Annotated in this window: 23 protein-coding genes, 1 other RNA gene and 1 pseudogene; 10 read left to right on the top strand and 15 right to left on the bottom strand. The window is 71.9% G+C overall.

Annotation, left to right across the window (positions count from 1 at the left end; genetic code table 11):
* Positions 1-149: 149 nt before the first annotated feature.
* The 3 genes from ACF1B9_RS01035 to ACF1B9_RS01025 form a co-directional block, all read right to left on the bottom strand.
* The gene (locus tag ACF1B9_RS01035) at positions 150-359 is read right to left on the bottom strand and encodes a GMC oxidoreductase (protein WP_391742284.1); all 210 of its coding nucleotides are present in this window, start codon (positions 357-359) and stop codon (positions 150-152) included.
* Positions 357-758: RNase P RNA component class A (rnpB, locus tag ACF1B9_RS01030), an RNA gene on the bottom strand. The genes ACF1B9_RS01035 and rnpB overlap by 3 nt, the downstream gene beginning before the upstream one ends.
* 53 nt (positions 759-811) lie before the next feature.
* Positions 812-1381 (bottom strand): Uma2 family endonuclease, encoded by a 570-nt coding sequence (locus ACF1B9_RS01025; protein ID WP_391742286.1) that lies wholly within the window; start codon positions 1379-1381, stop codon positions 812-814.
* A gap of 178 nt (positions 1382-1559) precedes the next feature.
* Here ACF1B9_RS01025 and ACF1B9_RS01020 point away from each other — a divergent pair, with 178 nt between their 5' ends.
* Both ACF1B9_RS01020 and ACF1B9_RS01015 read left to right on the top strand, forming a co-directional pair.
* A complete protein-coding gene (locus tag ACF1B9_RS01020; protein ID WP_391742038.1) occupies positions 1560-2303 on the top strand; it encodes a MerR family transcriptional regulator in 744 nt (247 codons plus the stop codon).
* A complete protein-coding gene (locus ACF1B9_RS01015) occupies positions 2300-3163 on the top strand; it encodes a hypothetical protein (RefSeq protein ID WP_391742039.1) in 864 nt (287 codons plus the stop codon). Before ACF1B9_RS01020 ends, ACF1B9_RS01015 begins: the two co-directional genes overlap by 4 nt.
* Here ACF1B9_RS01015 and ACF1B9_RS01010 read toward each other — a convergent pair.
* The gene (locus tag ACF1B9_RS01010; protein WP_391742040.1) at positions 3108-4550 is read right to left on the bottom strand and encodes an RNB domain-containing ribonuclease; all 1443 of its coding nucleotides are present in this window, start codon (positions 4548-4550) and stop codon (positions 3108-3110) included. The two genes, ACF1B9_RS01015 and ACF1B9_RS01010, sit on opposite strands and share 56 nt — an antisense overlap.
* 135 nt (positions 4551-4685) lie before the next feature.
* On the opposite strand from ACF1B9_RS01010, the gene yaaA reads away from it, so the two are divergent.
* Positions 4686-5486, top strand: coding sequence for a peroxide stress protein YaaA (gene yaaA / locus ACF1B9_RS01005; protein WP_391742041.1), 801 nt, complete (start codon positions 4686-4688; stop codon positions 5484-5486).
* A 73-nt stretch (positions 5487-5559) separates the two neighbouring features.
* Positions 5560-6180: a bifunctional 4-hydroxy-2-oxoglutarate aldolase/2-dehydro-3-deoxy-phosphogluconate aldolase gene (gene eda / locus ACF1B9_RS01000; RefSeq protein WP_391742043.1), complete on the top strand. Its 621-nt coding sequence runs from the start codon at positions 5560-5562 to the stop codon at positions 6178-6180.
* Positions 6181-6262: 82 nt separating this feature from the next.
* Here the strand turns inward: eda and ACF1B9_RS00995 are convergent, their stop codons facing one another.
* From ACF1B9_RS00995 to ACF1B9_RS00980, 4 genes are all read right to left on the bottom strand, one after another.
* Positions 6263-7552 carry a bifunctional RNase H/acid phosphatase gene (locus ACF1B9_RS00995; protein WP_391742044.1) on the bottom strand — a complete coding sequence of 430 codons (1290 nt, stop codon included), beginning with the start codon at positions 7550-7552 and terminating at the stop codon, positions 6263-6265.
* Positions 7552-8295, bottom strand: a complete 744-nt coding sequence (locus tag ACF1B9_RS00990) for a C4-type zinc ribbon domain-containing protein (RefSeq protein WP_351079745.1) — start codon at positions 8293-8295, stop codon at positions 7552-7554. The genes ACF1B9_RS00995 and ACF1B9_RS00990 overlap by 1 nt, the downstream gene beginning before the upstream one ends.
* Positions 8292-9134 carry a Nif3-like dinuclear metal center hexameric protein gene (locus tag ACF1B9_RS00985; RefSeq protein ID WP_391742046.1) on the bottom strand — a complete coding sequence of 281 codons (843 nt, stop codon included), beginning with the start codon at positions 9132-9134 and terminating at the stop codon, positions 8292-8294. The genes ACF1B9_RS00990 and ACF1B9_RS00985 overlap by 4 nt, the downstream gene beginning before the upstream one ends.
* Before the next feature lie 200 nt (positions 9135-9334).
* Positions 9335-10369 carry an ABC transporter substrate-binding protein gene (locus ACF1B9_RS00980; protein WP_391742047.1) on the bottom strand — a complete coding sequence of 345 codons (1035 nt, stop codon included), beginning with the start codon at positions 10367-10369 and terminating at the stop codon, positions 9335-9337.
* Between the two features lie 197 nt (positions 10370-10566).
* Between ACF1B9_RS00980 and ACF1B9_RS00975 the strand changes: the two genes are divergently transcribed.
* Positions 10567-11871, top strand: coding sequence for a hypothetical protein (locus tag ACF1B9_RS00975; RefSeq protein ID WP_391742049.1), 1305 nt, complete (start codon positions 10567-10569; stop codon positions 11869-11871).
* 374 nt (positions 11872-12245) lie between these two features.
* Here the strand turns inward: ACF1B9_RS00975 and ACF1B9_RS00970 are convergent, their stop codons facing one another.
* From ACF1B9_RS00970 to ACF1B9_RS00960, 3 genes are all read right to left on the bottom strand, one after another.
* Positions 12246-13187 carry a 3-oxoacyl-ACP reductase gene (locus ACF1B9_RS00970; protein ID WP_391742051.1) on the bottom strand — a complete coding sequence of 314 codons (942 nt, stop codon included), beginning with the start codon at positions 13185-13187 and terminating at the stop codon, positions 12246-12248.
* A 62-nt stretch (positions 13188-13249) separates the two neighbouring features.
* Positions 13250-14326 (bottom strand): Zn-dependent alcohol dehydrogenase, encoded by a 1077-nt coding sequence (locus tag ACF1B9_RS00965; protein ID WP_391742052.1) that lies wholly within the window; start codon positions 14324-14326, stop codon positions 13250-13252.
* Between the two features lie 43 nt (positions 14327-14369).
* Positions 14370-15242 (bottom strand): MaoC/PaaZ C-terminal domain-containing protein, encoded by an 873-nt coding sequence (locus ACF1B9_RS00960; protein WP_391742053.1) that lies wholly within the window; start codon positions 15240-15242, stop codon positions 14370-14372.
* Between the two features lie 277 nt (positions 15243-15519).
* Here ACF1B9_RS00960 and ACF1B9_RS00955 point away from each other — a divergent pair, with 277 nt between their 5' ends.
* The 4 genes from ACF1B9_RS00955 to ACF1B9_RS00940 are packed head-to-tail and all read left to right on the top strand — an operon-like array spanning position 15520 to position 19071.
* Positions 15520-16470: an ABC transporter ATP-binding protein gene (locus ACF1B9_RS00955; protein ID WP_391742055.1), complete on the top strand. Its 951-nt coding sequence runs from the start codon at positions 15520-15522 to the stop codon at positions 16468-16470.
* Positions 16470-17189, top strand: coding sequence for an ABC transporter permease (locus tag ACF1B9_RS00950; RefSeq protein WP_391742056.1), 720 nt, complete (start codon positions 16470-16472; stop codon positions 17187-17189). The genes ACF1B9_RS00955 and ACF1B9_RS00950 overlap by 1 nt, the downstream gene beginning before the upstream one ends.
* Positions 17190-17200: 11 nt before the next feature.
* On the top strand, positions 17201-18433 hold the full coding sequence (locus ACF1B9_RS00945; protein ID WP_391742057.1) for a sensor histidine kinase: 1233 nt from the start codon (positions 17201-17203) through the stop codon (positions 18431-18433).
* A gap of 5 nt (positions 18434-18438) precedes the next feature.
* Positions 18439-19071: a response regulator gene (locus ACF1B9_RS00940; RefSeq protein WP_391742288.1), complete on the top strand. Its 633-nt coding sequence runs from the start codon at positions 18439-18441 to the stop codon at positions 19069-19071.
* Between the two features lie 25 nt (positions 19072-19096).
* On the opposite strand, the pseudogene ACF1B9_RS00935 reads toward ACF1B9_RS00940, so the two are convergent.
* The 3 genes and pseudogenes from ACF1B9_RS00935 to ACF1B9_RS00925 all read right to left on the bottom strand — a co-directional run.
* Positions 19097-19813, bottom strand: a pseudogene (locus tag ACF1B9_RS00935) (MFS transporter); the annotation flags it as partial.
* 99 nt (positions 19814-19912) lie between these two features.
* Entirely contained in the window at positions 19913-21109 is a 1197-nt protein-coding gene (locus tag ACF1B9_RS00930) for a lipid-transfer protein (protein WP_391742289.1), read from the bottom strand.
* Between the two features lie 72 nt (positions 21110-21181).
* Complete coding sequence (locus ACF1B9_RS00925; RefSeq protein WP_391742059.1) at positions 21182-23359, bottom strand: acyl-CoA dehydrogenase; 2178 nt, start codon at positions 23357-23359, stop codon at positions 21182-21184.
* A gap of 366 nt (positions 23360-23725) precedes the next feature.
* Between ACF1B9_RS00925 and ACF1B9_RS00920 the strand changes: the two genes are divergently transcribed.
* Entirely contained in the window at positions 23726-25540 is a 1815-nt protein-coding gene (locus tag ACF1B9_RS00920; RefSeq protein WP_391742060.1) for an MFS transporter, read from the top strand.
* 65 nt (positions 25541-25605) lie between these two features.
* On the opposite strand, the gene pepE is transcribed toward ACF1B9_RS00920, so the two are convergent.
* Positions 25606-26334, bottom strand: a complete 729-nt coding sequence (gene pepE / locus ACF1B9_RS00915) for a dipeptidase PepE (protein WP_391742290.1) — start codon at positions 26332-26334, stop codon at positions 25606-25608.
* Positions 26335-26367 lie beyond the last annotated feature (33 nt).

Raw genomic sequence — 26367 nt, 5'->3', positions numbered from 1 at the left:
TTCGGAAACGGCCACCGCCAGTTCCGCGGTGCCACCCGCGAAAGCCATCCCGGCACAGACGAACGGGTACCGGACGGTGAACTTCTCCGTGAGCCTGGTCGATAACACGCTCCTACCGGTTTCCTCTCGAAACAGTGCTTTCGGGCGCTTCAGGGGCGAGTATGCAGCACGTCCGCGGCGTGTTCGGTTACGACGTACACGGTGGCGACGGTATGCGCCGACGGAACGGACGGGAAGACCGAGGCATCAATGATCCTCAGCCCTTCGATCCCGTGGACCCGAAGCTCGGGGCCGACGAAAAGGAGGCCTCCGACGCAGGTCGGAGGCCCTTTCGAAAGAAAAGCCGCTGTTGGCGGCAGACGAGTCGGGCTGTACGCCGGGTTCTGTCGCCCGGTCGCCTCGCGGCGGCCGGGGAGACGGCCATCCATCTAGGACCGGCATTGCTGCCGGCCTCGTGCGGTCTACCCGCGAACTCGGGCGGGCAGCCCTCGAACATTCGCGCAGGGCCGTCTCGCGACGGCCCCTCTTGACCTTGCTCCGGGTGGGGTTTACCTAGCCGCCTGAGTCACCTCAGGCGCTGGTGGTCTCTTACACCACCGTTTCACCCTTACCGAGGACCGAGGTCCCCGGCGGTCTGTTTTCTGTGGCACTGTCCCGCGGGTCACCCCGGGTGGCCGTTAGCCATCACCCTGCCCTGTGGAGCCCGGACGTTCCTCGGGGAGATCCGAGGATCCCCACGCGGCCGTCCGCCCGGCTCGTCTGCCGTGCCGACCATGCTACCCGCCCGGCCGGGGGCGCCGGACGGGGTGGCTCAGACGAACGCCTCGGTCTCCAGGTCGAAGGCGAAGGGGGCCGGAAGGGTGAGCGACTTGCCGAACGGGATCGTGCAGTGCTGACGGTAGTCGTCCCCTTCCGGCTCGCTGAACAGCGTCACCGAGGACTCCTCGCGGTCGACCAGCAGGTACAGGGGGATGGGTCCGCGGGCGTAGCAGTGTCGCTTGTCCGTGCGGTCGGCCCGGGGCTTGGTCGAGGTGACCTCGACCACGAGGGCCACCCCCTCGCACGGCATCCAGGGGTCCGCTCCCCGGTACAGACGCAGCTCGGTGGGGGCGAAGGTGCCATCGGGGATGACGTGGTTCCTGGGACAGCGGCCACCACTTTTCAGTTTCAGTCCCTTGTTCCCGGAGAAGTCCATGTCGGTCCCGGCGAGCCTGATCACTTGTTTCAGGATCAGGCTGATGTAGTCCTCGTGGTCCCCGTCCGGCGGCGGCGTCACGACAATCTCCCCCTCGATGAGCTCGGCCCGGAAGCCCTCCGGCGTATCCAGCGCCAGGAAGCCCTCCAGCAGGACGTCCGCCTGCGTGAGCGGTTCGTGCGGCATGGCAGTCATGTCACGCCCCTTCCTCGGTCGCTCGCCAGATTGGGACATCGATGGATCCGCCGTCCGTGAGATGGGAGTGCTTCCCTCGATCGTGGCACAGGAGGGAGCGCGGTTGTCGGATGCGGACGGGTGGGGTGGCGGTTGACCTTGCCGCAGCGTCAAGGTTTCTACTGGCTCCATGCGCATCGGAGAGATCGCCGCGCTCGTCGGGGTCACCTCGCGGGCGATCCGGCACTACCACCACATCGGACTGCTTCCCGAGCCCGCACGCCGGCCCAATGGCTATCGCGCCTACGGCGTGCGGGACGCCGTGGTGCTGGCCCGGATCCGGCGTCTCACCGAGCTCGGGCTCGGGCTGGACGAGGTACGGGACGTCCTCGCCGACGACTCCGGGCGTGAACTCGTCGACGTGATCGTCGAGTTGGATGCCGACCTGGCCCGGCAGGAGGACGAGATCCGGGAGCGGCGGCGCCGGCTGGCCCGGCTGCTGGACGGGCCGGTGAGCGCCGAGGAGCCCGTATCGCCCTCGCTGGCCGAGCTGCTGGGCGCGGCCGCGGCCACCGACTCCCCGACGGCCGCCAAGGACCGCGAGCACCTGGTGCTCCTGGACACGGCGGGCATCAGCAGCGAGGTCTACGCCGCGATGAGGCCACTGGCCGAGGATCCGGCCGCGAACGCGCTGTACGAGCGGCTGGACGCACTGGTCGGGGCGCCCGAGGACGATCCCCGGGTCGCCCCGCTCGCCGCCGACCTGGCCGCCGCCGTGCCGGACGAGGTGCTGGCGGCGATCCCCTCCGACGGACCGGTCACAGCGGGGTTCGGCCAGGCCCTGCTCGACGAATACGCGCCGGCGCAGGCCGAGGTGGTGCGCCGGGTGATGGCGGCCCTGGCGGCGCGTGTGGCGGGGAGGGGGACGGGATGAGCGCACGGATCGCGCGGTGGGCCGTGGGCGCCGCGCTGACGGTCGAGCTGGGCCTGGCCGGCTGCCTGCTGGCGGGGGTCCGGGTCCCGGGGGCGGTTCTGCTCGGGGCCGAGGCCCTGGTGATCGGCGTGCTCGGGTTCGAGGCCATGGCCCTGTGGCGGCTCTGGCGCGCGGGGCGGCGGGCCGGTGCGGGACGGCGGGCGGCGATGGGCGCGGCGCTCCGTGCCGTCGTACCCGACAAGGTGCGCCGTCTCGTCGCGCACGAGGTGCGCGGCCTGCACAGTCTCGGGCTGTGGGTGCTGCGGCGGCGGCACGGTGTGCCGGAGGGCGCCCTCGCCGTCCCGTACACCGGGCCCCAGACCGCGATGCTGTACGGTCTGGCCTTCGTCGCCGTGGTCGAGACGGTGATGCTGGCTCTGCTGGTCCCGTGGCCGGTCGTCCACGCGGTGCTCCTCGTGGTCGATGTGTACGGGGTGGTCCTGGTTCTCGCCTTCCACGCCGCGTGTGTGACCCGGCCGCATGTCGTGGACGCCGACGGGGCGCTGCGCATTCGGTACGGAGGGTTGTTCGACCTGCGGGTTCCCGCCGGCGCGGTGGCCGGCGCACGGGTCGAGCGGAGATACCCCGAGGGCGGGCCGGTGCGGACGGAGGCGGACGGGGTGCTCGACCTCGTCGTGGGCGGTCAGACGACGGTGACCGTGGAGCTGGACTCCCCGTTGGAGTTCGTCCGGCCGCTCGGGAGGCGCGGGTGGGCGCGGACGGTGCGGTTCCATGCGGATGACCCGGGCGCCGCCGTGGCCGCGCTCACACGGGGGCGAAGAGGACCTTCGCGGTGCCAGGATCCGCCTGGGCGAGCCTGACCCGCAGCCGCTCCCCCAGCGGAAGCTTCTCCGTGCCGCCCTCGACCCGGGCGACGACGGCCGGGACGTCGATGTGGACGGTGCCCGTGGTGGGCTCCTGGTCCAGCACGTCGACCACGTACGCGTCGAAGACCTCGCCGATCCGGTCCTTGAGCAGCGCGGCCTCGACCACGTCGACGCACTCGCGCTCCACCGTGTTGGCGCGCCTGGTGCCGTCCGCCATCTCCTTCGGCAGGCCGGGCAGGGCGGCGAGGACCCATTCGGGCGGCTCGTGTTCGGCGACCGCGGCGAGGCACAGCTCGGCCGCGTACCGGTCGACCAGGCGGCGCAGCGGGGCGGTGCAGTGGGTGTAGAGGTCGGCGACCGCGGCGTGGACGGCGGGGGTGGGGAGTTCACCGTGTTCGAAGGCGGTGTAGCCGGCGCCGCGCAGCAGTGTGGTGCACTCCTGGAGGAACGCGGCGTGGTGGGCCTTCCTCGGGTCGAGGGAGCGGACGACCTGGGCGTACGGGACGTGGTGCGGCCAGTCGATGCGCAGCGCCTCGGCCGAGCGGCGGAGCCGGGCCACGGCGCCGTCCGGAGCGACCGGCAGGGTCCGCAGGACGCCGGTCCCGCTCTCCGCCATGAGGTGGGCAGCGGCCATGCCGGTCAGCAGGGAGATCTGGGCGTTCCAGCCCTCGGCGGGCAACGGAGCACGGTATTCCAGGCCGTAGGTGCTGTCGCGCGCGACGACCTCCTGCTCGGGCACGTTGAGGGAGATGCCGCCGCGGGCGACCTCCTGCTCCTCGCGGAGCCGTCCGATGTCCCGGAGCAGTGCCACGGGCTCTTCGGCGGTGCCCGTGTCGATCTGCCGCTGGACGCCCGCGTAGTCGAGTTTGGCGCGGCTGCGGACGAGGGCCCGGTGCACCGAGGTGGCGACGACGGCGCCCTCGGCGTCGAGGTCGATCTGCCAGAGCGCGGCGGGGCGGGTCTGTCCGGGGAGAAGGCTGGCGGCGCCCTCGGAGAGCGAGGTGGGGTGGAGGGGGACCTTGCCGTCGGGGAAGTAGAGGGTCGTCACCCTGCGGTGGGCCTCGGCATCGAGTGCGCCACCCGGGCGTACGAAGGCGGCGACATCGGCGATGGCGTAGTGCACGCGGAAGCCGTGACGGCGGCGTTCGAGATGCACGGCCTGGTCGAGGTCGGCCGATCTGGGCGGGTCGATGGTGAAGAGCGGCAGGTCCGTCGCGTCCTTGTGGCTCGACACCGCCGGGGCCACCGCTGCCTGCGCCGCCTCGGCGAGGACGTCGGGCGGGAAGCCGTGGGGCAGTCCGAGTTCGGTGCGCAGCTTGCGCAGGGCCGCCCTCAGCGGAGTGTCGGCCGGCCCGGTCATGTGGAGATGGCGGCGGGGCATGGATCGAGCGTATGGCGGGTCGGGCGGGGCGGCATCCCGGGTGCCGGACAGGCTCCGGTCGGCCTCCGGCGCCCCCGTACGCTGGGGCGCGGGCCTGCGCGGCCCGCCCGCCTGCCCGTAAGAAGGAGAACCGCCGTGCTCGTGCTGTTGCCGCCCTCCGAAGGAAAGGCCGCGTCGGGACGCGGGGCTCCCCTGAAGCCGGAGTCGCTGTCGCTGCCGGGTCTGGCCGCGTCGCGGGCCGCGGTCCTCGAGGAACTGGTCGAGCTGTGCGCGGCGGACGAGGAGAAGGCCCGTGAGGTGCTCGGGCTGAGCGAGGGGCTGCGCGGCGAGATCGCGAAGAACGTCGAACTGCGGACGGCGGGGACGCGTCCGGCCGGGGAGATCTACACGGGGGTGCTGTACGACGCCCTCGATCTGGCTTCGCTGGACGCGGCGGCCAAGCGGCGGGCCGGAAAGTCCTTGCTGGTTTTCTCCGGGCTGTGGGGCGCCGTGCGGGTGGGCGACCGGATTCCTTCGTACCGCTGCTCGATGGGTGTGAAGCTGCCGGGGCTCGGCGCGCTCGGGGCGTACTGGCGCGGCCCGATGGCGCAGGTCCTGCCGGAGGCGGCTGAGGACGGGCTCGTTCTGGACCTGCGGTCGTCCGCGTACACCGCGGCCTGGAAGCCGAAGGGTGAGGTGGCTGAGCGCACGGCGAGTGTGCGCGTTCTGCACTCCCAGATGGCGGGCGGGGTCGAGAAGCGGTCCGTGGTCAGCCACTTCAACAAGGCGACGAAGGGACGGTTGGTCCGCGATCTGCTGGTGGCGGGCGCACGGCCGAAGGGGCCCGCGGAGCTGGTGGAGACCTTGCGGGAACTCGGGTACGTGGTGGAGGCCGAGGCCCCCGCGCGGGCCGGGCGTGCGTGGTCGCTCGATGTCGTGGTCACCGAGATCCACTGATCCGGGAGTCCATGCATTGCAACATGCGCAACGTTCGTTGCGTACGATGCTGCGGGCACGCAAGATGGGGCGCATGACCTCCTCTGTGCTGGACCTTGCCCCCGTCGTCCCCGTTGTCGTCCTGGAGGACGCCGCCGACGCGGTGCCGCTCGCCAGGGCCCTGGTCGCGGGCGGGCTCCCGGCCATCGAGGTGACGCTGCGCACCGCCGCGGCCCTGGACGCGATCAAGGCCATCGCGGCCGAGGTGCCGGACGCGGTGGTCGGCGCCGGCACGGTGATCTCCGTGTCGAACGTCTCCGACACCGTCGCCGCGGGGGCCCGGTTCCTGGTCAGCCCCGGCTGGACGGACGCACTGCTGGACGCGATGAAGGCGTCGGGGGTGCCGTTCCTGCCGGGCGTGTCCACGACCTCCGAGGTGGTCGCGCTGCTGGAGCGCGGGATCACCGAGATGAAATTCTTCCCCGCCGAGGCGGCGGGCGGCACGGCGTATCTGAAGGCGCTCTCCTCGCCGCTGCCGCAGGCCCGGTTCTGCCCGACGGGCGGCATCTCGCCCACCTTGGCACCGTCGTATCTGAAGCTGCCCAACGTCGGCTGCGTGGGCGGCAGTTGGATGATCCCGGCGGAAGCGGTGGCGGCGAAGGACTGGGCCCGGGTGGAACGGCTGGCGAGCGAGGCGGCGGCGCTGCGCGCCTGACGGAGGCGGGCGCGGGCACGACGGCCGGCTCCCGGCGCGGCGGGCACCGGTTGCGGACGCCTACTGCCGCGCCCCCTGCCTCCTACCTCAGATGCGAGGTGTCGTTCAGCAGCCTGAGCGACATGTTCCCGTCCGCGTAGTACGCCACCGCGGACACCGACGCCGCCGAGAGTTCCATCCGGAACATGGCCTCCGGCGGGGCGCCGAGCGCCAGCCGGACCAGGGTCTTGATCGGCGTCACATGGGTGACCAGGAGGACCGTGCGGCCCGCGTAACGGGCGGTGAGGCGGTCGCGGGTGGCGGCGACGCGACGGGTGACCTCGGCGAAGCTCTCGCCACCGCCGGTGGGGGCCGCCTTCGCGGAGCCGAGCCAGGCGTCCAGGTCGGGGCCGTAACGCTCACGCACCTCGGCGAACGTCAGCCCCTCCCAGGCGCCGAAGTCCGTCTCGCGCAGGCCGTCCTCGATCCGGACCTCCAGACCGAGCCGGGACGCCACCGTGGCCGCCGTCTCGCGGCAGCGGCGCAGGGGGGAGCTGACGATCTCCTCGATCGTGCCCCGGTCAGCCAGCGACCGGGCGACGAGTTCGGCCTGGTGGCGGCCGGTCGCCGAGAGTTCGGGGTCGCTGCCGCCGCTGCCGGAGAACCGCTTTTCGGGGGTGAGGGCCGTCTCGCCGTGCCGGAGCAGTACGAAGGTGGCGGGCGCCCCGAGATCGGGCGCCGCACCCCAGCCCAGCCGAGGGGCGGACGGGGACGCGGCTGCCGCGGCCGGTTCCGCCGCCGTTCCGGCTCCCGGCCGGGCGGACAGTGCCGCACGGGCCCTGGCCGCGCCCGCCGCCGCATCACCGGGCGGACCGGAGACGGGCGGCAGGTCGGCGGTCGTCGAGGGCCGGGGAGTGTCGAGGGCGGCCGTCGACGACGACGGCTCCCACTGTTCGCCGCGCCTGCCGGCGTCCATCGCCTCGTTGGCCAGCCGGTCCGCGTGCTTGTTCTGCTCGCGCGGGATCCACTCGTACGTGACGACGGAGGCCGGCAGGATCCTGGCGGCCTCGGCCGCGAGCGGCTTCATGTCGGGGTGCTTGATCTTCCAGCGGCCCGACATCTGCTCCACGACCAGCTTGGAGTCCATCCGGACCCGCACCCGCAGCGCACCGTCCGCCGAGGCGTCCGGCACCAGCGCCTTCGCCGCCTTCAGACCCGCGATGAGGCCCTTGTACTCGGCGACGTTGTTCGTCGCGACGCCGATGTACTCGGCGGCCTCGGCAAGGGTCTCCCCCGTCACCGGGTCGATGACGACCGCTCCGTAACCGGCGGGCCCGGGATTGCCCCGGGAACCGCCGTCGGCCTCGACGACGAGCTGGCGCGGCTGGGTCATTACAGGCCCGACTCCGCCGTACGGACCAGGATGCGGCGGCAGTTCTCGCAGCGCAGGACGGTGTCCGGGGAGGCCGCCTTCACATCGTTGACCTCGGTGATGTTCAGTTCGAGACGGCAGCCCTCGCAGCGGCGCTGGTAGAGGCGGGCGGCACCGACCCCGCCCTGCTGGACGCGGAGCTTGTCGTACAGCTTCAGCAGGTCCGCGGGGACGGAACCGGCGACGAGCTCGCGCTCCTTGGTGACGGTCGCGGTCTCCTCGTCGAGCCCCTTGGTCGCGGCATCGCGGCGGGCGGTCGCGTCGTCGGCCTTGGCCTGGACGGCGGAGACCCGGTCGGACAGTTCGGCGACGCGCTCCTGGGCGGACTCGCGGCGCTCCATCACTTCGAGGACGACGTCCTCCAGGTCGCCCTGCCGCTTGGCCAGTGAGGCGATCTCACGCTGAAGGCTCTCCAGGTCCTTCGGGGAGGTGACCGCACCCGAGTCGAGGCGCTGCTGGTCGCGGGTGGCGCGCTGGCGCACCTGGTCGACGTCCTGCTCCGCCTTCGTCTGCTCGCGGGCGGTGTCGCTCTCCTCGGTCTGCGAGGCGACCAGCAGGTCACGCAGTTGCGCGAGGTCGCGCATGAGCGTCTCGATCTCGGTGTGCTCGGGCAACGACTTGCGCCGGTGCGCAAGCTGCGACAGACGTACGTCGAGGGCCTGGACGTCGAGGAGTCGGATCTGGTCGGCGGGCGCGGCGTTCAGTTGGGGGCTCCAGAAGAGTGGTGGGTGGTGGTGGTCCAGGGGTCGGTGACCTGCTTCGAGACATGGACCCGAAGGCCCCATCCATGGCGGTCGGAAATCGCGTCGAGCTGCGCCGCGGCCTGTTCGCACCAGGGCCATTCGGTGGCCCAGTGCGCGGCGTCGATCAGGCCGAGCGGGGAGTGCTGGATGGCTTCGGAGGCCGGGTGGTGGCGCAGGTCGGCGGTGAGGAAGGCGTCCACGCCCGCCGCGCGCACCGCGTCGAAGAGGCTGTCGCCGGAGCCGCCGCTCACCGCGACGGTGCGCACCGTCGCCGTCGGGTCCCCCGCGAGCCGGATGCCCTGCGCGGTGGCGGGCAGCCGCGCCGCGGCGCGGGCGGCGAAGTCGGCCAGGCTCTCGGGGTGGTCGAGCACACAGATCCGGCCGAGGCCGCGACGGCCCTTGGGGTCGGCCGGGTCCGGTACGAGGGGTCCCTCCACGCGCAGGTCGAGCGCGCCGGCGAGGGCGTCGGAGACACCCGGATCGGCGGTGTCGGCGTTGGTGTGCGCGACGTGCAGCGCGACGTCGTGCTTGATGAGGGTGTGCACGACCCGGCCCTTGAAGGTGTCGGCCGCGACCGTCGTCGTACCCCGCAGATAGAGGGGGTGGTGGGTGACGATCAGCTGGGCGCCCAGCCTGAGCGCCTCGTCGACGATCTCCTGGACGGGGTCGACGGCGAAGAGCACACGGTCGACGTTGGAACCGGGGTCTCCGCAGACGGTGCCGACCGCGTCCCATCCTTCGGCCCGCTCGGGCGGCCAGAGAGCGTCGAGCTCGGCGAGGACTTCAGACAGACGGGGCACAAGGAAAGGCTACCTGCCCTCCGTGCCCCGCCGCCCATGGCCTGGGCGACCCGTGCGAACGGGCCGCGGGGCCCGCCGGGCCGTGTCGTCAGGAGGCCGCGGTCGCCCGGGGGACGGCCGCGCGGCCCCCGGCGCCGCGATCGTGCGCGCCCGGGGTCGTGCGGCCGACGGGCGGCCCGACGACAGAAACGGGGAAATCGTTACTTCACGAGGTCGGCGCGGAGGTCGTCGAGAACGAGATTCGCCGCCGTGACACCGAGGCCGAGGTACCAGGTCTCGTCGGAGACGTCCTTGGCCCGGCCGTCCTTGACCGCCTTGAGGTTCTTCCACAGCGGGTTGGACTGGGTGGTGTCGCGCTTGGTGGCCTTCACGTCCCCGTAGACGCCGGTGAAGATCCAGTCGGCGTCGGCCTCGTCGATCTTCTCCGGGCTGATCTCCGCGGCGAGGTCGTCGATCTGCTGGTTCTTGGGCCGCGGCAGACCGACGTCCTCAAGGATCGTGCCGATGAAGGACGCCTTGGCGTAGAGCCGGATGCGGTCCGGCAGGTAGCGGACCATGGAGATGGTCGGCTTGTCCGGGCCGATGTCCTCGCCGAGCTTCTCGGCCTTCGCCTCGTAGTCGGCGAGTTCGCTCCTCGCCTTGGCGGTCTTGTCCAGCGCCGCCGCGTTGAGGAGGTAGTTCTCCTTCCAGGTGAAGCCCGGACGGATGGAGAACACGGTCGGCGCGATCTTGGAGAGGGCGTCGTACTTGTCCGCGGCGCGCAGCTGGCTGCCGAGGATCAGGTCGGGCTTCAGGCCGGCGATCGCCTCCAGGTTGAGGTTGTTGATCGTGCCGACGTTCTTGGGGTTGCCCGCGTCCTTCTTCAGGTACGAGGGAATGGCCGCGTCCCCCTCGGAAGGGGCGTAGCCGACCGGCTTGACGCCCAGCGAGACCACGTTGTCGAACTCGCCGACGTCCAGCACGACGACGCGCTTGGGGGCGGACTTGATCTCGGTCCTGCCCATGGCATGGGTGAGGGTCCGGGGGAACTGGCCCGCCTTGGCGTCCGTCCCGTACTCCGCCGTCTTCTTCGCGGCGTCAGCGAAGTCCTTGCCGCCCGTCGCGACGGCCGCCTTCTTGTCACCGCCGCCCTCGGACTCGGCCGAGCCCCCGTCGCCGCTCCCGCAGGCCGAGAGGGAAAGGGCGGCGGCCACCGCAAGGCCGACTGCGGCAGTACCGCGGCGACGAAGGGACATCACTTGCTCCAGTCGAGGATCACACAACTCTTGCTTAGGAATGCCTAACCTTAGTCACCCGCTTTACTGCCAGCACAGGCACCCCCTCCCCCTCAGGCGAATCCGTCCATCACCACCCTTATGTGTGAAGAGACAGGTCTCGCGTTGTTCGGCAGGAAGTACGAAAACTAGCTTCGGTTGCCGGAGGTGACCAGTCCATGACTGCCTGTGCCATGGAGAACAGGACCGAGGGGCCGGCCGGGGCTGCCGGAGACACGGTCCCGGCGGACGACGAGCCGGTCGCGACCGACGGGACGGAGATGTCGCCGGAGCAGGCCGCCGCACCCGGTGCGTGGGGCGGATCCGCCACGCCCTGCGGGGCAGTCCTCGCCCCGGCCTCGTTCACGATCGCCGCCGACGGTTCCTACGCGGCCCGGCTCGCCCTGCGCGATGTCGCCACGGAGCCGTCCGACGAGGCCGCCCGGGCGTGGTTCGTGGAGCGCTGGACCCTCGACGGGCACGAGCCGTACGCCGTACCGCTCCCCCTGGACCAGCCGGAGGAACCGGACTCCGAGGTGCTGCCGCTGGCCGACGGACGGGTGCTGATCCGGCGCCGGGTCGCGGACCGGCATGCCCTCTCGCTGCTCTATCCGACCGGCCCCGGCACCGGTGAACTGCCCCTCGGCGCCGTCGGATGCGCGGATCTGACCCTGTTGCCGCCGTCACCGGACGGCCGATGCGCGTACGCCCTGTCGGTCGGTGCGCACTCCACCACCGTCTGGCTGGTGGCGGGCGGCGCCTTCGGCCCCGAGCGGGTCGCGGAAGTGCCGGGGCTCTGCTCCGGCGGGATCTGGCTGGACCGGGCGGGGCGGATGCTGGCCCTGGACCGGGAGATGCCGGGCGGCGGTCCGGTCAAGGCGGTCGCCGTGAACCTGGAACGGGGCGGCGAGACGACACCGCTGCTGCAGATCGCACCGGACAGCAACGACCGGCTGCTGCTGGCCGACGCGGACAGCGGGCTGCTGCTGATCCGCTCAAACGCGCCGGGGCACGACCGGCTCGGGTGGGGGGTGCTGGGCAGCTGTCTGCCGGTGCGTTTCCCGGAGTGTCTGAGCCCGGCGGATGTCACGGTGACGCCGTTCGCCGTCCAGCCGGGGCAGACCCTGATGCCGGAGAGCTGCGCGGTGGCCCTGCGGATCGACGGGGCGGCGGACAGCTGGCTCGGGGTGTGGCGTCCCACGGGGCGCCGGCTGCATCAACTCGCCGCCCCCCACGGGTGGCAGGCCGGTCGCGGCGTGTGGACCCGGGACGGCGTGCTCAGACTTCCGTACGCCAACGAGAACGTGGCGTGCGGGGTGGCGCTGCTGGAGGCGCCGGAGGAAGGGGAACACGGCGCGGAACCGGCGAAGGAGACGGGCGCGGAAAGCGGTATGCAACCGTCCGCCGCCACTTCGACTCTTCCCGTGTGCAGGCCGGTTCCACTTGCGCAGGCACCTCTCATGGGACGCACGGCGCCTGGTTAAAATCCTGGGCCTGGGCCGCGCAGCCGTCGTCGACGGTCGCCGATGGCGACCGTGCCGTGTCGCGGTGGCGTGATCGGCCCTGGTGACACACACGTAAGCGATCACAACGGGGTGACTTCCCACATGTCTGAAGCCCGAACCGACACGACCCAGACGCGTCCGCCGGTGGCGGACGCGGAACGGGCCGAAGCCGGCGGCTCCGGAAAGCACCGAGGGGGTGTGTCGACGGAGGACACGTCGGCACAGCCGCACGGCCGCCATCGGCGCCCCTGTGAGGGGGACGGCCGGGCGGCCTGACCGCGCGGAACATCAACGAGGGACGGGTGGGCCCCGGCAGCCGGACGGCTGCCGGGGCCCACCCGTGTCCGTGCCGGTCAGCCCCGCTTCAGACCGAGCACCTCCGCCGCGGCGAAGGTCTCGTTCGGCGGCCGGTCCTCGTAGTACGGGGAGATCAGCTCGTCCAGCTCGTCGAAGGAGAACGTCTCCTTCGACGAGTCGAACTTGGCCGCCACCCTGGGGCGTTCGACGATCGCGACCATCCCGCCGTGCACGACGAGCAGCTGCCCGTTGACCTTGGCGGCCGCCGGGGAGGCCAGATAGCCGACCAGCGGTGAGACGTGCTCGGGGGCGAGCGCGTCGAGTCGGCCGTCCGTCGGTTCCTGGAAGCCCGCGAAGACGTCCTCGGTCATCCGGGTACGGGCCCGCGGGCAGATGACGTTGGCGGTGACGCCGTACTTCGCCAGGGCCAGGGCCGTGGAGGTGGTGAGGCCGACGATGCCGCCCTTGGCCGCCGCGTAGTTCGGCTGGCCCGCCGATCCGGCCAGGAACGCCTCCGAGGAGGTGTTGACGATCCGGCCGTGGACCGGGCCGCCGGACGCCTTGGAGCGGGCGCGCCAGTGGGACGCGGCGAAGTGCGTGGTGTTGAAGTGGCCCTTGAGGTGGACCCGGACGACGGAGTCCCATTCGTCCTCGGTCATGGAGAAGATCATCCGGTCGCGCAGGATCCCGGCGTTGTTGACCAGGATGTCGAGCTTTCCGTACGTGTCGACGGCCAGCTCCACCAGGGCGCGGGCCTGGTCGTGGTCGGAGACGTCGCCGAGGTGCGCGACCGCCCGGCCGCCCGCCGCCCGGATCTCCTCGGCGACCTCGTCGGCCGGGGTCGCGGACGCCTCGCCCGAGCCGTCGCGGCCCGGCTGTCCGTAGTCGTTGACGACGACGGACGCGCCGAGCCCCGCCAGTTCCAGTGCCTCGGCGCGTCCGAGGCCGCGGCCCGCGCCCGTGACGATCGCGGACATGCCGTCCAGGGGAAGTGACATCGGAATCTCGGAGTCCTCTCAGGTGGGAACAAGGAGGGAGCAGGGCGGGAGCAGGACGGGGATCAGAGTTCGACGCAGGTACGCAGCGACTCGCCGGTCCTCATCTGGTCGAGGGCGTCGTTGATGCCGTCGAGCCGCACCCGGTGGGTGATCATCGATTCCAGGTCGATCCGGCCGGCCCGCCAGAGCGCGATGGCCCGTTCGTACGACCGGAGCACGTCCCCTCCCCCGTACATGGAGGGCAGGATCCGCTTCTCGTCGAAGAACAGCTCGAACATGTTGGCCTGGAAGTTGTCGTCCATCGCGCCCGCGCCGACGATGCAGAGGGTGCCGCCGCGCCGGGTGTTCTCGTACGCCGTGCGGGCGGTGGCGGACTTGCCCACGACCTCGAAGACGTAGTCGAAGCCCTCGCCCGCGGTGATCCGCTGCTTGGCGTCGGTGAGTTCGTCCGGGGACACGGCCTCGGTCGCGCCGAACCGCAGCGCCGCCTCGCGCCGGGAGGCCACCGGGTCCACGGCCACGATCTGGGCGGCGCCGCGCACCCTGGCGCCCTGGATCGTGGAGATGCCCACTCCTCCGCAGCCGATGACGGCGACCGACGAACCCGTCTCCACCTGTGCGGTGTTGATGGCCGCTCCCAGCCCCGTGGTCACCCCGCAGCCGATCAGTGCGGCGATCTCGAACGGCACGTCGTCGGGGATCGGCACCGCGCAGCCCGCGCCGACGACGACCTCCTCGGTGAAGGTGCCGGTGCCCGCGAAGCCGAAGACGTCTCCCCCGGGGCGCTTGAAGTTGGGGGTGCCGGCATTCATGAAGCCGGCCAGGCAGAGGTGGGTCTGGCCGCGTCTGCAGGACGGACACGTCCCGCAGGCGGGCAGCCAGCAGACCAGCACCCGGTCCCCCGCGCTCAGCCCGGTGACGCCGTCGCCGACGTCGACGACCTCGCCCGCGCCCTCGTGGCCCGGGATGAAGGGGGCGGGCTGCGGCAGCACCCCGTTCATCGCGGAGACGTCGGAGTGGCACAGTCCGGTGGCCCGGATGCGGAGCCTCACCTTGCCGGGGCCGAAGCCCACCGCCTCGACGTCGTCGAGGACCTCCAGTTTGTCCTGACCGATCTCGTGCAGTACGGCTGCGCGCATGGTGCGGCTCCCCTCATGGGTCCGTGGACCTCTTGGAGTTGGTTCAGGAGTGTTCGACGACGGTGTCGCCGAGGACCGGGGCGTCGTCCCGCTCGACGGCCCGCACCTCGACCCGGACGCGGTCCTCGCCCGTCCACATCCGGATGCGGAGGGTCTCGCCGGGGAAGACGACCCCGACGAAACGGGTGCGGTAGGAGCGGATACGGGTCACGTCACCGCCGAGCACCGTGTCGGTGACGGCCTTCAGCGTCATTCCGTAGGTGCACAGCCCGTGCAGGATCGGCCGGTCGAAGCCGGCCGGCCGGGCGAACTCGGGGTCGGCGTGCAGCGGGTTCCAGTCCCCGGAGAGCCGGTACAGCAGCGCCTGGTCGGGCCGGATCGGCCGCTCCACCACATGGTCGGGCGCGACCTCGGGACGGGCGACCCGTTCGGACGGCCCGCGATCACCGCCGAAGCCGCCCTCGCCCCGGACGAAGATCTGGGCGTCGTTCGTCCACAACGGGCCCTCGTCGTCGGCGGCTTCGGTACGCAGCACCAGTACGGCCGCCTTGCCCTTGTCGTACACCGCGGCGACCTTCGAGGTCTGTACGGCGGTGCCCTTCACGGGGATCGGCCGGTGCACGCGTACGGACTGCCCGCCGTGCAGGACGGCGGCCAGGTCGACGTCGACACCGGGCGAGGAGAGGCCGCCGACGACGCCCGCGCCCGCCCCCGCGACGGTGGCGAAGGAGGGCAGCACCTGGAGCCGTGACTCCAGGGTGTAGCGCAGTTCGCCGGGGTCGGTGGCCGGGTCGGCCCGGTCGGGGTCGGATCCGGCGCCGATCCCCAGGTGGTAGAGCTGCACGTCCTTGTGGTCCCAGCTGATCCGGGTGGACCGCGGTTCGGCGGCGACAGCCTTTTCGGCATCAATGGGCATGGCGAAGCTGCTCCTTGATGGTGGGAAGACCTCGGCGCGGCCGTCCGCACCGTCGGCCGCACCGAGGTCGTGCGGGACCGGCCTCCACGCCCCGTTCTAGAACGCGTTCTAGCCGATGACTCCATGTATAACGCAGCGTCCAGCAGTTGTGAAGACCGCTGCTGACGTGGCGTCAGATCCGATGCCGGACCCGTCGCCCACCCATGACAAATGTCATCGCGAAGTCCGTACGCACACCCCTGCCGGGCCTCGGGTCCCTTTCCGTAGCGTCGTGGCCATGAAGCAGACAACGGGGAATCCGGCCGCGGTGGACCTCACCGGGGCGGTCAAGACCTTCGGCCGGGCGGGCCGGACCGTACGGGCCGTGGACGGGATCGACCTGTCCATCGGCCGCGGCGAGACCGTCGCCCTGCTCGGCCGCAACGGCGCGGGCAAGTCCACCACCATCGCCCTCCTGCTGGGGCTGGACGAGCCGGAGTCCGGCAGGGTGCGGGTGCTGGGCCGGACCGCCGAGCAGGCGGTCCGGGCCGGTCTGGTCGGCGCCATGCTCCAGGACGGGCGGCCCATCCAGAGGGTCACCGTCCGCGAACTGATCACCTTCGTCGCCTCGACCTACCCGCGGCCGATGCCGGTGGCCGAGGCGCTCTGTCTGGCGGGCGTCACCGAGTACGCGGACCGGCGCGTCGACAAGCTCTCCGGTGGCCAGACCCAGCGCGTCCGTTTCGCCGTCGCGCTGGCCGGCAACCCGGAGCTGATCGTCCTGGACGAGCCGACCGCCGCCCTGGACGTGGAGGCGCGCCGGACGTTCTGGGAGTCGATGCGGGCCTACGCCCGGCGCGGCAACACCGTCCTGTTCTCCACCCACTATCTGGAGGAGGCCGACGAGAACGCCGACCGGATCGTCGTCATCGACCGGGGCCGGATCGTCGCGGACGGGAGCGGCGACACGATCAGGGGCTCGGCCGGCAGCAGCCTCGTCTCCTTCGACCTGGCGGGCCGGCCGACCGAGGGCCTGGACCTGCTGCCCGGCGTCGTCACCGTCGAGGTGACCGGGGACCGGGCGCTGCTGCACACGGACGACTCGGACGCCACCGTCGTGGAGCTGGCCCGCCTCGGCCTGATCCGTGGCCTCCAGGTCTCCCGGGCCACGCTGGAGGACGCCTTCCTCGCCCTCACCGCACCGGCCGCCGGGGCAGCCCCGACCGATACCGAGAAGGAGAGCGCGTGATGTTCCGCTACATCGTGCTGGAGGTCCGCCGGACCCTGCGTGACGGCTTCTTCCTGATCTTCGGGACCGGGATGCCGGTGATGATGTACCTGCTCTTCACCAACATCGGCGGTGGCGCTGCCGACGGCTGGAAGACGGCCTCGATGGTCGGCATGGCCGCGTACGGAGCACTGGGTTCCGCCATGTCGATCGGTACGGGGGTCGCCTCCGACAGGACGCTCGGCTGGCTGCAGCAGCTGCGGGTCACTCCGCTCGCCCCTTCGCACGCGGTCGTGGGCCGGGCGATCAGCGGTTCGGTGACCGTACTGCCGACGATCCTGACGGTGCTGCTGGCCGGCGGACTGGTCAACGGGGTACGGCTGTCCGCCTGGCAGTGGACCGCCCTGACGCTGCTGCTGTGGATCGGGGCGCTCCCGTTCACCCTGCTCGGCCTCGGGAACGGCTACCGGCTCACTCCGCAGGGCACCGGGGTGGTCAACATGGCCTGCCTGATGGGCTTCGCGATCGTCGGCGGGCTGTGGTTCCCGCTGGAACTGCTTCCCGGGTGGCTGCGTTCGATCGGCCGGTTCACGCCCGCCAACCGGTTCGCCGACCTGGGCTGGGCGACCACCGACGGACACGCGCCCGGCAGCGGCACGATCGCCGTGCTCTGCGCGTGGCTCCTGCTGTTCGGTACGTACGCCGTGACGTCGTACCGTCGGTCCGCGAGGACCGTGTGACAGGAGTGGACATGGCCAGGAACCGGACGGATCGGTGGACGGGTACGCGTCGGGAACGGCGCGCTCAGCGGTGTGAGAACCCGCGTCCGGGCCCGCCCGGCCCGTACGCCCTGCTGCCCTGGCTGCTGATGGGCATGGGCGCCTTCTCCAACCTCTTCCAGGGTGAGGCGCCCAACCCCTGGCTCGGCGGTGTCGGGCTGTTCGTCTTCAACTCGCTCTACATCTCCGTGGTGTTCCGCGGCTTCGACAAGGAGAAGCGCGAGAGCCCGGTGTCGTACTGGCTGCTCGCGGCGATGGCCGTCGTCACGTTCGGGCTCGCGATCGGTTACGGCGGAAGCTGGCTGCTGTTCTTCCCGCTGCTCTCGCTGGCCTGCGGCACCATACTGCGCAACCGGCGGCTGGCCGCCGGTCTGCTCTCGCTCTCCGTGGTGGCCACGGCCATCGCCGTGTGGCGCGGGGACGGCGGCTCCGCCCCGTGGACCATCGGGTACGGCACCTTCATCTCGGGCGCCGTGACCGCCGCGATCCTCACCCTCGCGGAGACCGTGATGGAACTGCGCGCGACCCGGCAGGAACTGGCCCGCAGCGCCGTCGAGAAGGAGCGGCTGCGGTTCTCCCGCGATCTGCACGATCTGCTGGGCCACACGCTCTCCGTGATCGTGGTCAAGTCGGAGGCCGCGCGCCGACTGGCACCGCGCGACATGGATGCGGCACTGCTCCAGGTCGCGGACATCGAGTCCGTCGGCCGCCAGGCCCTCACCGAGATCCGTGAGGCCGTCACCGGCTACCGCGAGGGGAGCCTCGCCACCGAACTGGACCGGGCCCGCTCGGCGCTGACCGCCGCCGGGATCGAACCGGTGCTCCGCCGCTCCGGACCGCCGCTCGGCCCGCAGGCGGAAGCGCTGCTGGGCTGGGCGGTGCGCGAGGCCGTCACCAATGTCGTACGCCACTCCCGCGCCACCACCTGCACGTTCGTGGTCGACGGCACGCCCGGACGAGTCCGGCTGACGGTCACGGACGACGGCTACGGACCGGACCCCGACGCACCGGCCACACCCGGCATCGGCGGCACCGGCCTGACCGGCCTGACCGAGCGCCTCGCCGCGGCGGGCGGCTCCCTGAAGGCGGGCCCGGGGCCGGAGCGCGGCTTCGTGCTCACCGCCGAACTGCCGGTGGACGGGCCGGACCCGACGGACGGGAAACCGGCCGCCGGGTACGCCCCGAGCCATACGCTGGGCCCGTGAACGAGATGCCGCAGGACCACCGTCCGACCACGGCCGTACGCGTCCTCCTCGCCGAGGACCAGGGGATGATGCGGGGCGCGCTCGCGCTGCTGCTCGGGCTGGAACCGGACATCGAGGTGGTGGCCCAGGTGGCGGCGGGGGACGAGATCGTGGACGCGGCGCTGCTGTCCCGCCCCGATGTGGCGCTCCTGGACATCGAACTCCCGGGTCGCAGCGGTCTGGACGCCGCCGCCGATCTGCGCGAGGAGGTGCCGGACTGCCGGGTGCTGATCCTCACCACGTTCGGCCGCCCCGGCTATCTGCGCCGCGCGATGGAGGCCGGGGCGGCGGGATTCCTGGTCAAGGACGGACCGGTCGAGGAGCTCGCCGACGCGATCCGCCGGGTACTGAGGGGCGAGACGGTCATCGACCCGGCGCTGGCCGCCGCCGCGCTCAGCGCCGGTCCCAGCCCGCTGACCGCGCGGGAGCGGGACGCGCTGAACGCCTCGGTGGACGGGGCGACGGTCGCCGACATCGCGGCGAAGCTGCATCTGTCCGAGTCGACGGTACGGAACTATCTGTCGTCGGCGATCGGCAAGACGGGTACGCGCAACCGGATGGAGGCGGTGCGCGCGGCGCGGCAGCAGGGGTGGCTGTAGGCAAAACGGGACGGCTCCGTCCGGGTCAGTGCGCAGCGGACCGGTGGCGCGGCAGCCAGAGCGCCATCAGCAGCAGCCCGCCCAGCAGCACCGTGCCCGCCGTCCGGAACGCCAGGGCGAATCCGGCGGTGAGGGCCTCGGGGTCGGTTCCGCTGCCGGTGCGTGCCGCCGCGACCGTGGAGAGCGCGGCGAGACCGAGCGCGCCGCCCATCGTGCGGGAGGTGTTGACGAGGCCGGAGACCAGACCGGACTCACCGGGGGCCGCGCCCGTGATGGCCAGCGAGGCGAGCGGGGTGGACGCCAGGCCGGCGCCGGTCGTCATCAGGACGCCGGGCAGACAGACCGAGGTGAGGTAGGAGCCGTCGGCCCCCATCGTGGACTGCCAGCCGAAGCCCGCGGCGGCGACGGTCGTACCGATGAGCGCCAGGTTCTTCGCACCGACCCGGGCCATGACGCGGGGCGCGCACTTCGAGCCCAGCACGATGGCCAACGACGTGGGCATCAGAGCGAGTCCGGCCTCCAGCGGGGTGTAGCCCAGCACGGTCTGGGCGTACACCGTCATGAAGTACCACATGGAGAACGTCGCGGAACCGACCACGAACATCGCCGCGTTCGCCGAGGTCACCGCCCGCGCACCGAGCACCCTGAGCGGCATCAGCGGCTCCGCGGTCCAAGCCTCCACCGCCACGAAGGCGATGAGCACGGCCACCCCGCCGAGCAGCGGCACCAGGGTCGCCGCGGCGGGCCCTCGGTCATCCTCGCAGCCGTTCAGGGGCCCGTACATCGGTATTCGGACCGGCCCCGGCCCGGTCCGGCGACGCAGCGGGACGCGCGCCGGTCGTCAGCGCCGCAGCAGCGTCACCACCGCCGCCCCGCCGAGCCCGATGTTGTGCGCCAGGCCGACCCGCGCGTCCTTCACCTGCCTGCCCTGCGCCTCCCCCCTGAGCTGCCAGGTGAGTTCGGCGGCCTGGGCGATTCCGGTGGCGCCGAGCGGGTGTCCCTTGGAGATCAGCCCGCCGGACGGGTTGACCACCCACCGGCCGCCGTACGTGGTGGCGCCGGACTCGACGAGCTTCCCGGACTCGCCCTCGCCGCACAGGCCGAGCGCCTCGTACGTGAGGAGTTCGTTGATGGAGAAGCAGTCGTGCAGCTCGATGACGTCGAGGTCGGCGGCCGAGAGCCCCGAGGCCTCGTACACCTGCCGGGCGGCGGCGCGCGACATCGGCTGTCCCACGGCGTCGATGCAGGTGCCGGAGGCGAAGGAGTCGTCGGTGTCGGTGGTCATGGCCTGGGCGACGATCTCGACCGCCCGGTCGCCCAGGCCGTGGCTCTCGACGAACCGTTCCGACACGACGACCGCGGCGGCCGCCCCGTCGGAGGTGGGTGAGCACTGGAGCTTGGTCAGCGGCCGGTGAATGGTCTTCGCGGCGAGGATCTCCTCGACCGTGTAAGCGTCCTGGAACTGGGCGTACGGGTTGTTCACCGAGTGCCGGTGGTTCTTCGCACCGACCGCGGCGAGCTGGGCCTCGGTCGTCCCGTACCGCTCCATGTGCTCACGGGCCGCGTTGCCGAATATCTGGGCGGTGGGCGGGCTCGTCTCGAAGCCGTGGGCGGCGGCCATGACCCCGTAGTGCCGGGCCACCGGTGATGTCCTGAAGTCCGAAGCGCCGCCGTCGGCGCCGCCGCCACCGAGCGCGCCGCGCGCCATCTTCTCGAAGCCGAGCGCGAGGACGCAGTCGCTGCCGCCGCCCTCGACGAACTGCCGGGCCGTCATCAGCGCGGTGGAGCCGGTGGCGCAGTTGTTGTTGACGTTGTAGACGGGCACACCGGTCAGCCCGAGTCCGTACACGGCGCGCTGACCGGCGGTGGAGGCCTGGAAGCAGTAGCCGACGACGGCCTGCTGGACCTGATCGTAGGTGAGCGAGGCATCGGCGAGCGCCGCCGTCCCGGCTTCCTTCGCCATGTCCCAGTACTGCCAGTCGCGGGTCTCGGGCTTCTCGAACTTCGTCATGCCGACACCGACGATGTACGCCTTCATGAGCCTCATCGGCTTCATCGGCTTCATCGGCTTCGTCGGCATGGACTGCATGGGCTTCATGGGCAAGTCCCTTCAATCGCGCGGGAGGCCGAGGATGCGCTCGGCGACGACATTGAGCTGAACCTGGGTGGTGCCGCCCGCGATGGTCAGACAGCGGGACATCAGGAAGCCGTGCACGGCCCGCTCCCCCGCGCCTTCGCCGACCGCGCCGGCCGGGCCGAGGAGTTCGAGGGCCAGTTCGGCGACCTTCTGCTGATGGGTGGTCTGGACGAGTTTGCGGACGGAGGCCCCCGCGCCCGGTTCCAGGCCGGACACCTGCCGCAGGGTGGTCCGCAGTCCGATGCAGGCGAGTGCGTGGGCCTCGGCCGCGAGTGCTCCGATACGGGCCCGGTACGTGCCGTCGAGTTCGCCGGAGCGGGCGATCAACGCCTCCAGGCCGGTGTCGAAGGTCATCTGGTCGGCCATGTGGACGCGTTCGTTGCCGAGGGTGTTGCGGGCGACCCGCCAGCCGTCGTCGATCTCGCCGACGACGGCGTCGGCGGGCAGCAGGACGTCGTCGAAGTACACCTCGTTGAAGAGACAGTCGCCGGTGATCTCCTTCAGCGGGCGGATGTCGATGCCCTCGGTGTTCTTCATGTCGACGAGGAAGTAGCTGAGCCCCCGGTGTTTGGGGGCGTCCGGGTCGGTCCTGGCCAGCAGGATTCCGTGGTCGGCCGACCGGGCGGCGCTCGTCCACACCTTCTGTCCGTTGATCCGCCAGCCCTCCTCGGTCCGCTCCGCCCTCGTGCGGAGCGAGGCGAGATCGGAGCCCGCGCCGGGTTCGGAGAACAGCTGGCACCAGAGGAGTTCGCCGCGCAGGGTGGGCAGCACATAGCGCTCCTGCTGCTGCGGTGTCCCGTGGGCGAGGAGCGAGGGCACCACCCAGGTGGCGATCCCGAGATCGCTCAGCTTCACCCCTTGAGCCCTCAACTCCTGCTGCACGGCGAGCTGCTGGACGGGTCCGGCGCCCAGACCGTAGGGGGCGGGGAGGTACGGAGCGGCGTGGCCGGTGGGCGCGAGGGCGCGGCGGGCGGTCTTCGGGTCGAGGCCCCGGGCGGTGGCTACGGCCTCGCGCGCCTCGGCGCGGTGGGCGGCGGCCTCGGCGGGGAGTTCGAGGACGAGCTCGCGGCGCGCCCCGCCCTCGGCCAGCCGGGCGGCCCGCAGCCGGTGGGCATCGCCGGCCCCCAGCAGTTGCCGGGCCACCAGGGCCCGGCGCAGATACAGATGGGCGTCGTGTTCCCAGGTGAAGCCGATGCCGCCGAGGATCTGGACGCAGTCCTTGGCGCAGCCGTAGGCGGCGTCGAGGGCGTCCGACGCGGCGAGGGCGGCGACCATGGACCGCACGTCCGGGTCCTCCTCGTCGGCGGCGCGGGCCGCGTCCCACACCAGCGCGCGGGCCCGCTCGACCCGTACGAGCATGTCGGCGCAGAGGTGCTTGATGCCCTGGAACTGCCCGATGGGGCGGCCGAACTGTTCGCGGACCTTGGCGTACTCGGCCGCGGTGTGCAGCGCCCTGGCCGCGGTTCCGCACGCTTCGGCGGAGAAGAGGACGGCGGCGAGATCACGGACGTGCGCGGTGTCGGTCCGTACGACGCGTTGCGCGGGGACGAGTACGCCCTCGGCGCGGATCTCGGCCGTGGGACGGGTCGGGTCGGCGCTTCGGTGCGGGCGGGCGGTCAGCCCTCGGGTGGCGGCGTCGACGGCGAACCACAGGGTGCCGGTGGCCGTTTCGGCGGAGAGCAGGAGGAGGTCGGCGTCGGCGCCGGAGAGGACCGGCGGGGCCGTGCCGTCGAGGAGATGGCCGTCCCCGTGCTCCACTGCGGTCAGGGTGCCGGGGCCGAGCGCGACGGCGCCGATGCGCGTACCGGCCGCGAGGTCGCGCACTTGCTCGTCCGCACCCGCCGCGTGCAGCACGGCGGAGGCGAGGGTGCTCGCGAGGTACGGGCCGGGGAGCGCGGCCCGGCCCGCCTCCTCCAGGACCACGGCCAGATCGAGGAGTTGACCGCCTCCGCCGCCGCACGCCTCGGGCAGATGGATGGAGAGGAGGCCCTGTTCGGCGAGCCCGTCCCAGTATCCCGGGCGCGCGCCGGGGGTGCCGGGGGCGTCGGCGTCGAGGAGCTTGCGGATCTCCTCCGGCGGTACGGCGCGCGCCAGCCACCCCCGTACGGCCTGCGCCAACTCCCTCTGTTCTTCGGTGATTCCGATGCCCATGCGGATCCTCGCCGGTCGCAGCCACTGGAACGGCGCAAGAGTAGAACACGTTTCATTCTGACGGAAGGTCAGCGCAGCGTCGGATGACGGTCGGTGGGATGGCCTCAGGGAGGGTCGGAGGGATGTCCGGGGAACGGCCGGGAACGAGCGATGGAGCGGTTCGGGGCGCCCGGATCGGCGCACGCTCCGGGCCGAGTGCGCGGCCGTGCCTCGTTCGCGCCGTCGTGCCCCGTTCGCTCCTCGTTCACCGGAATACCCCGGCGACAAGGAAGGTTTCACCCTGCACATACTTGGCGGTCGGCGCTGCCCGCGCCGGATCCGCACCCCGCTCCACACCCTCGATCACGCCGCCCGGAGGCCGCACGTATGCCACAGCCGACGAACGAACAGCACAGCGGGGAACTCCCCGATCCGCGGCCGCGCAGGGCGGGCGGCGGGGTCGTCCCCGTACTCGCCTTCGCGGGTATCACCGTCGCGGTGATGCAGACCCTGCTCGTCCCCGTCATCAAGGATCTGCCCGCCCTGCTGCACACCGATCCGTCCAACGCCACCTGGGTGATGACCGCGACCCTGCTCGCGGGGGCCGTCGCGACCCCGATCATGGGGCGGCTCGGCGACCTCTACGGCAAGCGGAAGATGCTGCTCGCCAGTCTCGCCGTGATGGTGATCGGTTCACTGATATGCGCCTTCACCGACGATCTCGTGATCATGATCGTGGGGCGCGCGCTCCAGGGCTTCGCCATGGGCGCCATCCCGCTGGGCATCGGCATCATGCGCGACGAACTGCCGCGCGAGAAGCTCGGCTCGGCGATGGCACTGATGAGCTCCTCGATCGGGGTGGGCGGTGGACTCGCGCTGCCCGCCGCCGCGCTGGTGGCCCAGCACGCCGACTGGCACACCCTGTTCTTCGGCGCGGCCGGCCTCGGCGTGCTCTCGATGGCGCTCACCGTCCTCGTCGTACCGGAGACCACGCTGCGCGCTCCCGGCCGGTTCGACCTGGTCGGCGCGCTCGGGCTCTCCCTCGGCCTGGTCTGTCTGCTGCTGCCCGTCACCAAGGGCAGTGACTGGGGCTGGACCTCGGGCAGCACGCTCGGACTGATCGCCGCCGCCGTGGTGATCCTCGTCCTGTGGGGCCTCTTCGAGCTGCGCAGCCCGGCCCCGCTGGTCGATCTGCGGACCACGGCCCGGCGCGAGGTGCTGCTCACCAACCTCGCCTCGATCATGGTCGGGGTCGCGTTCTACGCCGTCTCGCTCGTCCTGCCGCAGCTGCTCCAGCTGCCGGAGTCGACGGGGTACGGGCTCGGCCGGTCGATGGTGGTCGCGGGGCTGTGCGTGGCGCCGCTGGGTCTGACGATGATGTTCGTCGCCCCGCTGTACGCCCGGCTGTCCGCCCGCCGGGGCCCCAAGGTCTCGCTGATGCTCGGCATGCTGATCATCGCGATCGGTTACGGGGCGGGGCTCGGGCTGATGAGCGCCGCCTGGCAGACGGTCGTGATCGCGGTGGTGCTCGGGGCCGGTATCGGACTCGCGTACTCCTCGCTGCCCGCCCTGATCATCGGAGCCGTGGATCCGTCCGAGACGGGAGCGGCCAACGGTCTGAACACCTTGATGCGGTCGATCGGCACGTCGGTGTCCAGCGCGGTGATCGGGATGGTGCTGGCCAACACCTCGGTGCGGACGGGCGGGGTGTCGCTGCCCTCCATGGAGGGGTTCCGCATCTCGTTCCTGATCGCGACGGGCGCGGTGGTGGTCGGGCTGGTGCTGGCCGGCTTCCTGCCGTCGCGGCGCGAGGCGATGCGCCCGGCGCTGCTGGCGAGCAGCGAGGACGACGCGCCGGTCACCGCGCGCTCCGTCTCCCGCCCGGTGACCGGCTCGGGCGGCTTCCGCGGCCGGGTGCTGGACGCGGACGGTGCGCCGGTGGCCCGCGCCAATGTCACGCTGATCGACCACCGGGGCCGGCAGGCGGGTCTCACCGTGGCGGACGAGGACGGCCACTACATGCTGGCCGCCCCGTCCGGCGGCAGCTATGTGCTGGCCGGATCGGCCGCCGGGTACGCGCCGCGCGCCCGCCCGGCGGTCTACCCGGGCAACGGACTGCCGGTCGACGCCGACCTGGTGCTGACGGCCGGGGCCTCTCGCCTGGATCACGCCGGGCTCGCGGGCCCCGGCACCGCACCCTGATCCGCCCTGATCCGCCCTGACCCGCCCTGACCCGGCCTGACCCGCCCCGACCTGAACGAAGGGCCTCAGCGCACCGGGGCGTCGAACCGCGGTGTCGTCGTGAGCAGATGAGAGACGTCCGACCCCGCTGGAAGCTCCTGCGGCCGCGCGCCGCGGGTGAACAGCCGGGCGGGGTGGGCGCCCTGTACCCGGGCCTGGCGCCCGTTGACCCGCAGCCAGGACCCCTCACGCAGGCCGAGCACCGGTACGTCGTTCTCCTCCAGGAACTCGGTGAGCCGCTCCTCGCGGGTCTCGCCCTTGTGGGTGCTCTCCGGGTCCGGGTCCAGGTAGTGCGGGTTGATCTGGAAGGGGACGAGGCCGAGGGTCTCGAAGGACGGCGGCTGCACGATGGGCATGTCGTTGGTCGTACGGAGGGTGGGCGCCGCCATGTTCGTCCCCGCGCTGGCTCCCATGTACGGCAACCCGCCGCGCACCGCTTCGGTCACGGCGTCCCGCAGACCGGTCCGGTACAGGGCGCTCAGCAGCCGGAAGGAGTTGCCTCCGCCTATGAACACGGCGTCGGACGCGGCGAGTTCGGCGACCGGATCGGCGTTCTCGTGGACCCCTCGGACACTGATGCCGGACGGCGCGAGGGCGTCGCGGACGCGTGTGGTGTACGCGGTGTAGTCGGCGAGCGCGTAGGGGACGAAGGCCAGCCGGGCACCGGAGGGCAGGAACGCGGTGACGGTGTCAAGGGCGTGTTCCAGATAACCGCGCCCGTACTGGGTGGAGTTGGAGAGCAGCAGCAGATTCACGGGGTTCCTCTTGGTTCTGTTCTGGTTCTTGGT

Origin of the sequence: Streptomyces sp. NPDC014727 (assembly GCF_043083485.1) — a bacterium.
Lineage (GTDB): Bacteria > Actinomycetota > Actinomycetes > Streptomycetales > Streptomycetaceae > Streptomyces.
Note: the sequence above shows the minus strand (reverse complement) of the source record. Positions and strands in the feature narration are given on the sequence as shown.

Excerpts from the sequence above, each read along its gene's own strand:
- ACF1B9_RS01025 (WP_391742286.1), bottom strand. The coding sequence starts at position 1,381 with ATGCCGCACGAACCGCTCACGCAGGCGGACGTCCTGCTGGAGGGCTTC.
- ACF1B9_RS01020 (WP_391742038.1), top strand. The coding sequence starts at position 1,560 with ATGCGCATCGGAGAGATCGCCGCGCTCGTCGGGGTCACCTCGCGGGCG.
- ACF1B9_RS01015 (WP_391742039.1), top strand. The coding sequence starts at position 2,300 with ATGAGCGCACGGATCGCGCGGTGGGCCGTGGGCGCCGCGCTGACGGTC.
- ACF1B9_RS01010 (WP_391742040.1), bottom strand. The coding sequence starts at position 4,550 with ATGCCCCGCCGCCATCTCCACATGACCGGGCCGGCCGACACTCCGCTG.
- eda (WP_391742043.1), top strand. The coding sequence starts at position 5,560 with ATGACCTCCTCTGTGCTGGACCTTGCCCCCGTCGTCCCCGTTGTCGTC.
- ACF1B9_RS00995 (WP_391742044.1), bottom strand. The coding sequence starts at position 7,552 with ATGACCCAGCCGCGCCAGCTCGTCGTCGAGGCCGACGGCGGTTCCCGG.
- ACF1B9_RS00980 (WP_391742047.1), bottom strand. The coding sequence starts at position 10,369 with ATGTCCCTTCGTCGCCGCGGTACTGCCGCAGTCGGCCTTGCGGTGGCC.
- ACF1B9_RS00975 (WP_391742049.1), top strand. The coding sequence starts at position 10,567 with ATGACTGCCTGTGCCATGGAGAACAGGACCGAGGGGCCGGCCGGGGCT.
- ACF1B9_RS00970 (WP_391742051.1), bottom strand. The coding sequence starts at position 13,187 with ATGTCACTTCCCCTGGACGGCATGTCCGCGATCGTCACGGGCGCGGGC.
- ACF1B9_RS00965 (WP_391742052.1), bottom strand. The coding sequence starts at position 14,326 with ATGCGCGCAGCCGTACTGCACGAGATCGGTCAGGACAAACTGGAGGTC.
- ACF1B9_RS00960 (WP_391742053.1), bottom strand. The coding sequence starts at position 15,242 with ATGCCCATTGATGCCGAAAAGGCTGTCGCCGCCGAACCGCGGTCCACC.
- ACF1B9_RS00955 (WP_391742055.1), top strand. The coding sequence starts at position 15,520 with ATGAAGCAGACAACGGGGAATCCGGCCGCGGTGGACCTCACCGGGGCG.
- ACF1B9_RS00950 (WP_391742056.1), top strand. The coding sequence starts at position 16,470 with ATGTTCCGCTACATCGTGCTGGAGGTCCGCCGGACCCTGCGTGACGGC.
- ACF1B9_RS00945 (WP_391742057.1), top strand. The coding sequence starts at position 17,201 with ATGGCCAGGAACCGGACGGATCGGTGGACGGGTACGCGTCGGGAACGG.
- ACF1B9_RS00940 (WP_391742288.1), top strand. The coding sequence starts at position 18,439 with ATGCCGCAGGACCACCGTCCGACCACGGCCGTACGCGTCCTCCTCGCC.
- ACF1B9_RS00930 (WP_391742289.1), bottom strand. The coding sequence starts at position 21,109 with ATGAAGGCGTACATCGTCGGTGTCGGCATGACGAAGTTCGAGAAGCCC.
- ACF1B9_RS00925 (WP_391742059.1), bottom strand. The coding sequence starts at position 23,359 with ATGGGCATCGGAATCACCGAAGAACAGAGGGAGTTGGCGCAGGCCGTA.
- ACF1B9_RS00920 (WP_391742060.1), top strand. The coding sequence starts at position 23,726 with ATGCCACAGCCGACGAACGAACAGCACAGCGGGGAACTCCCCGATCCG.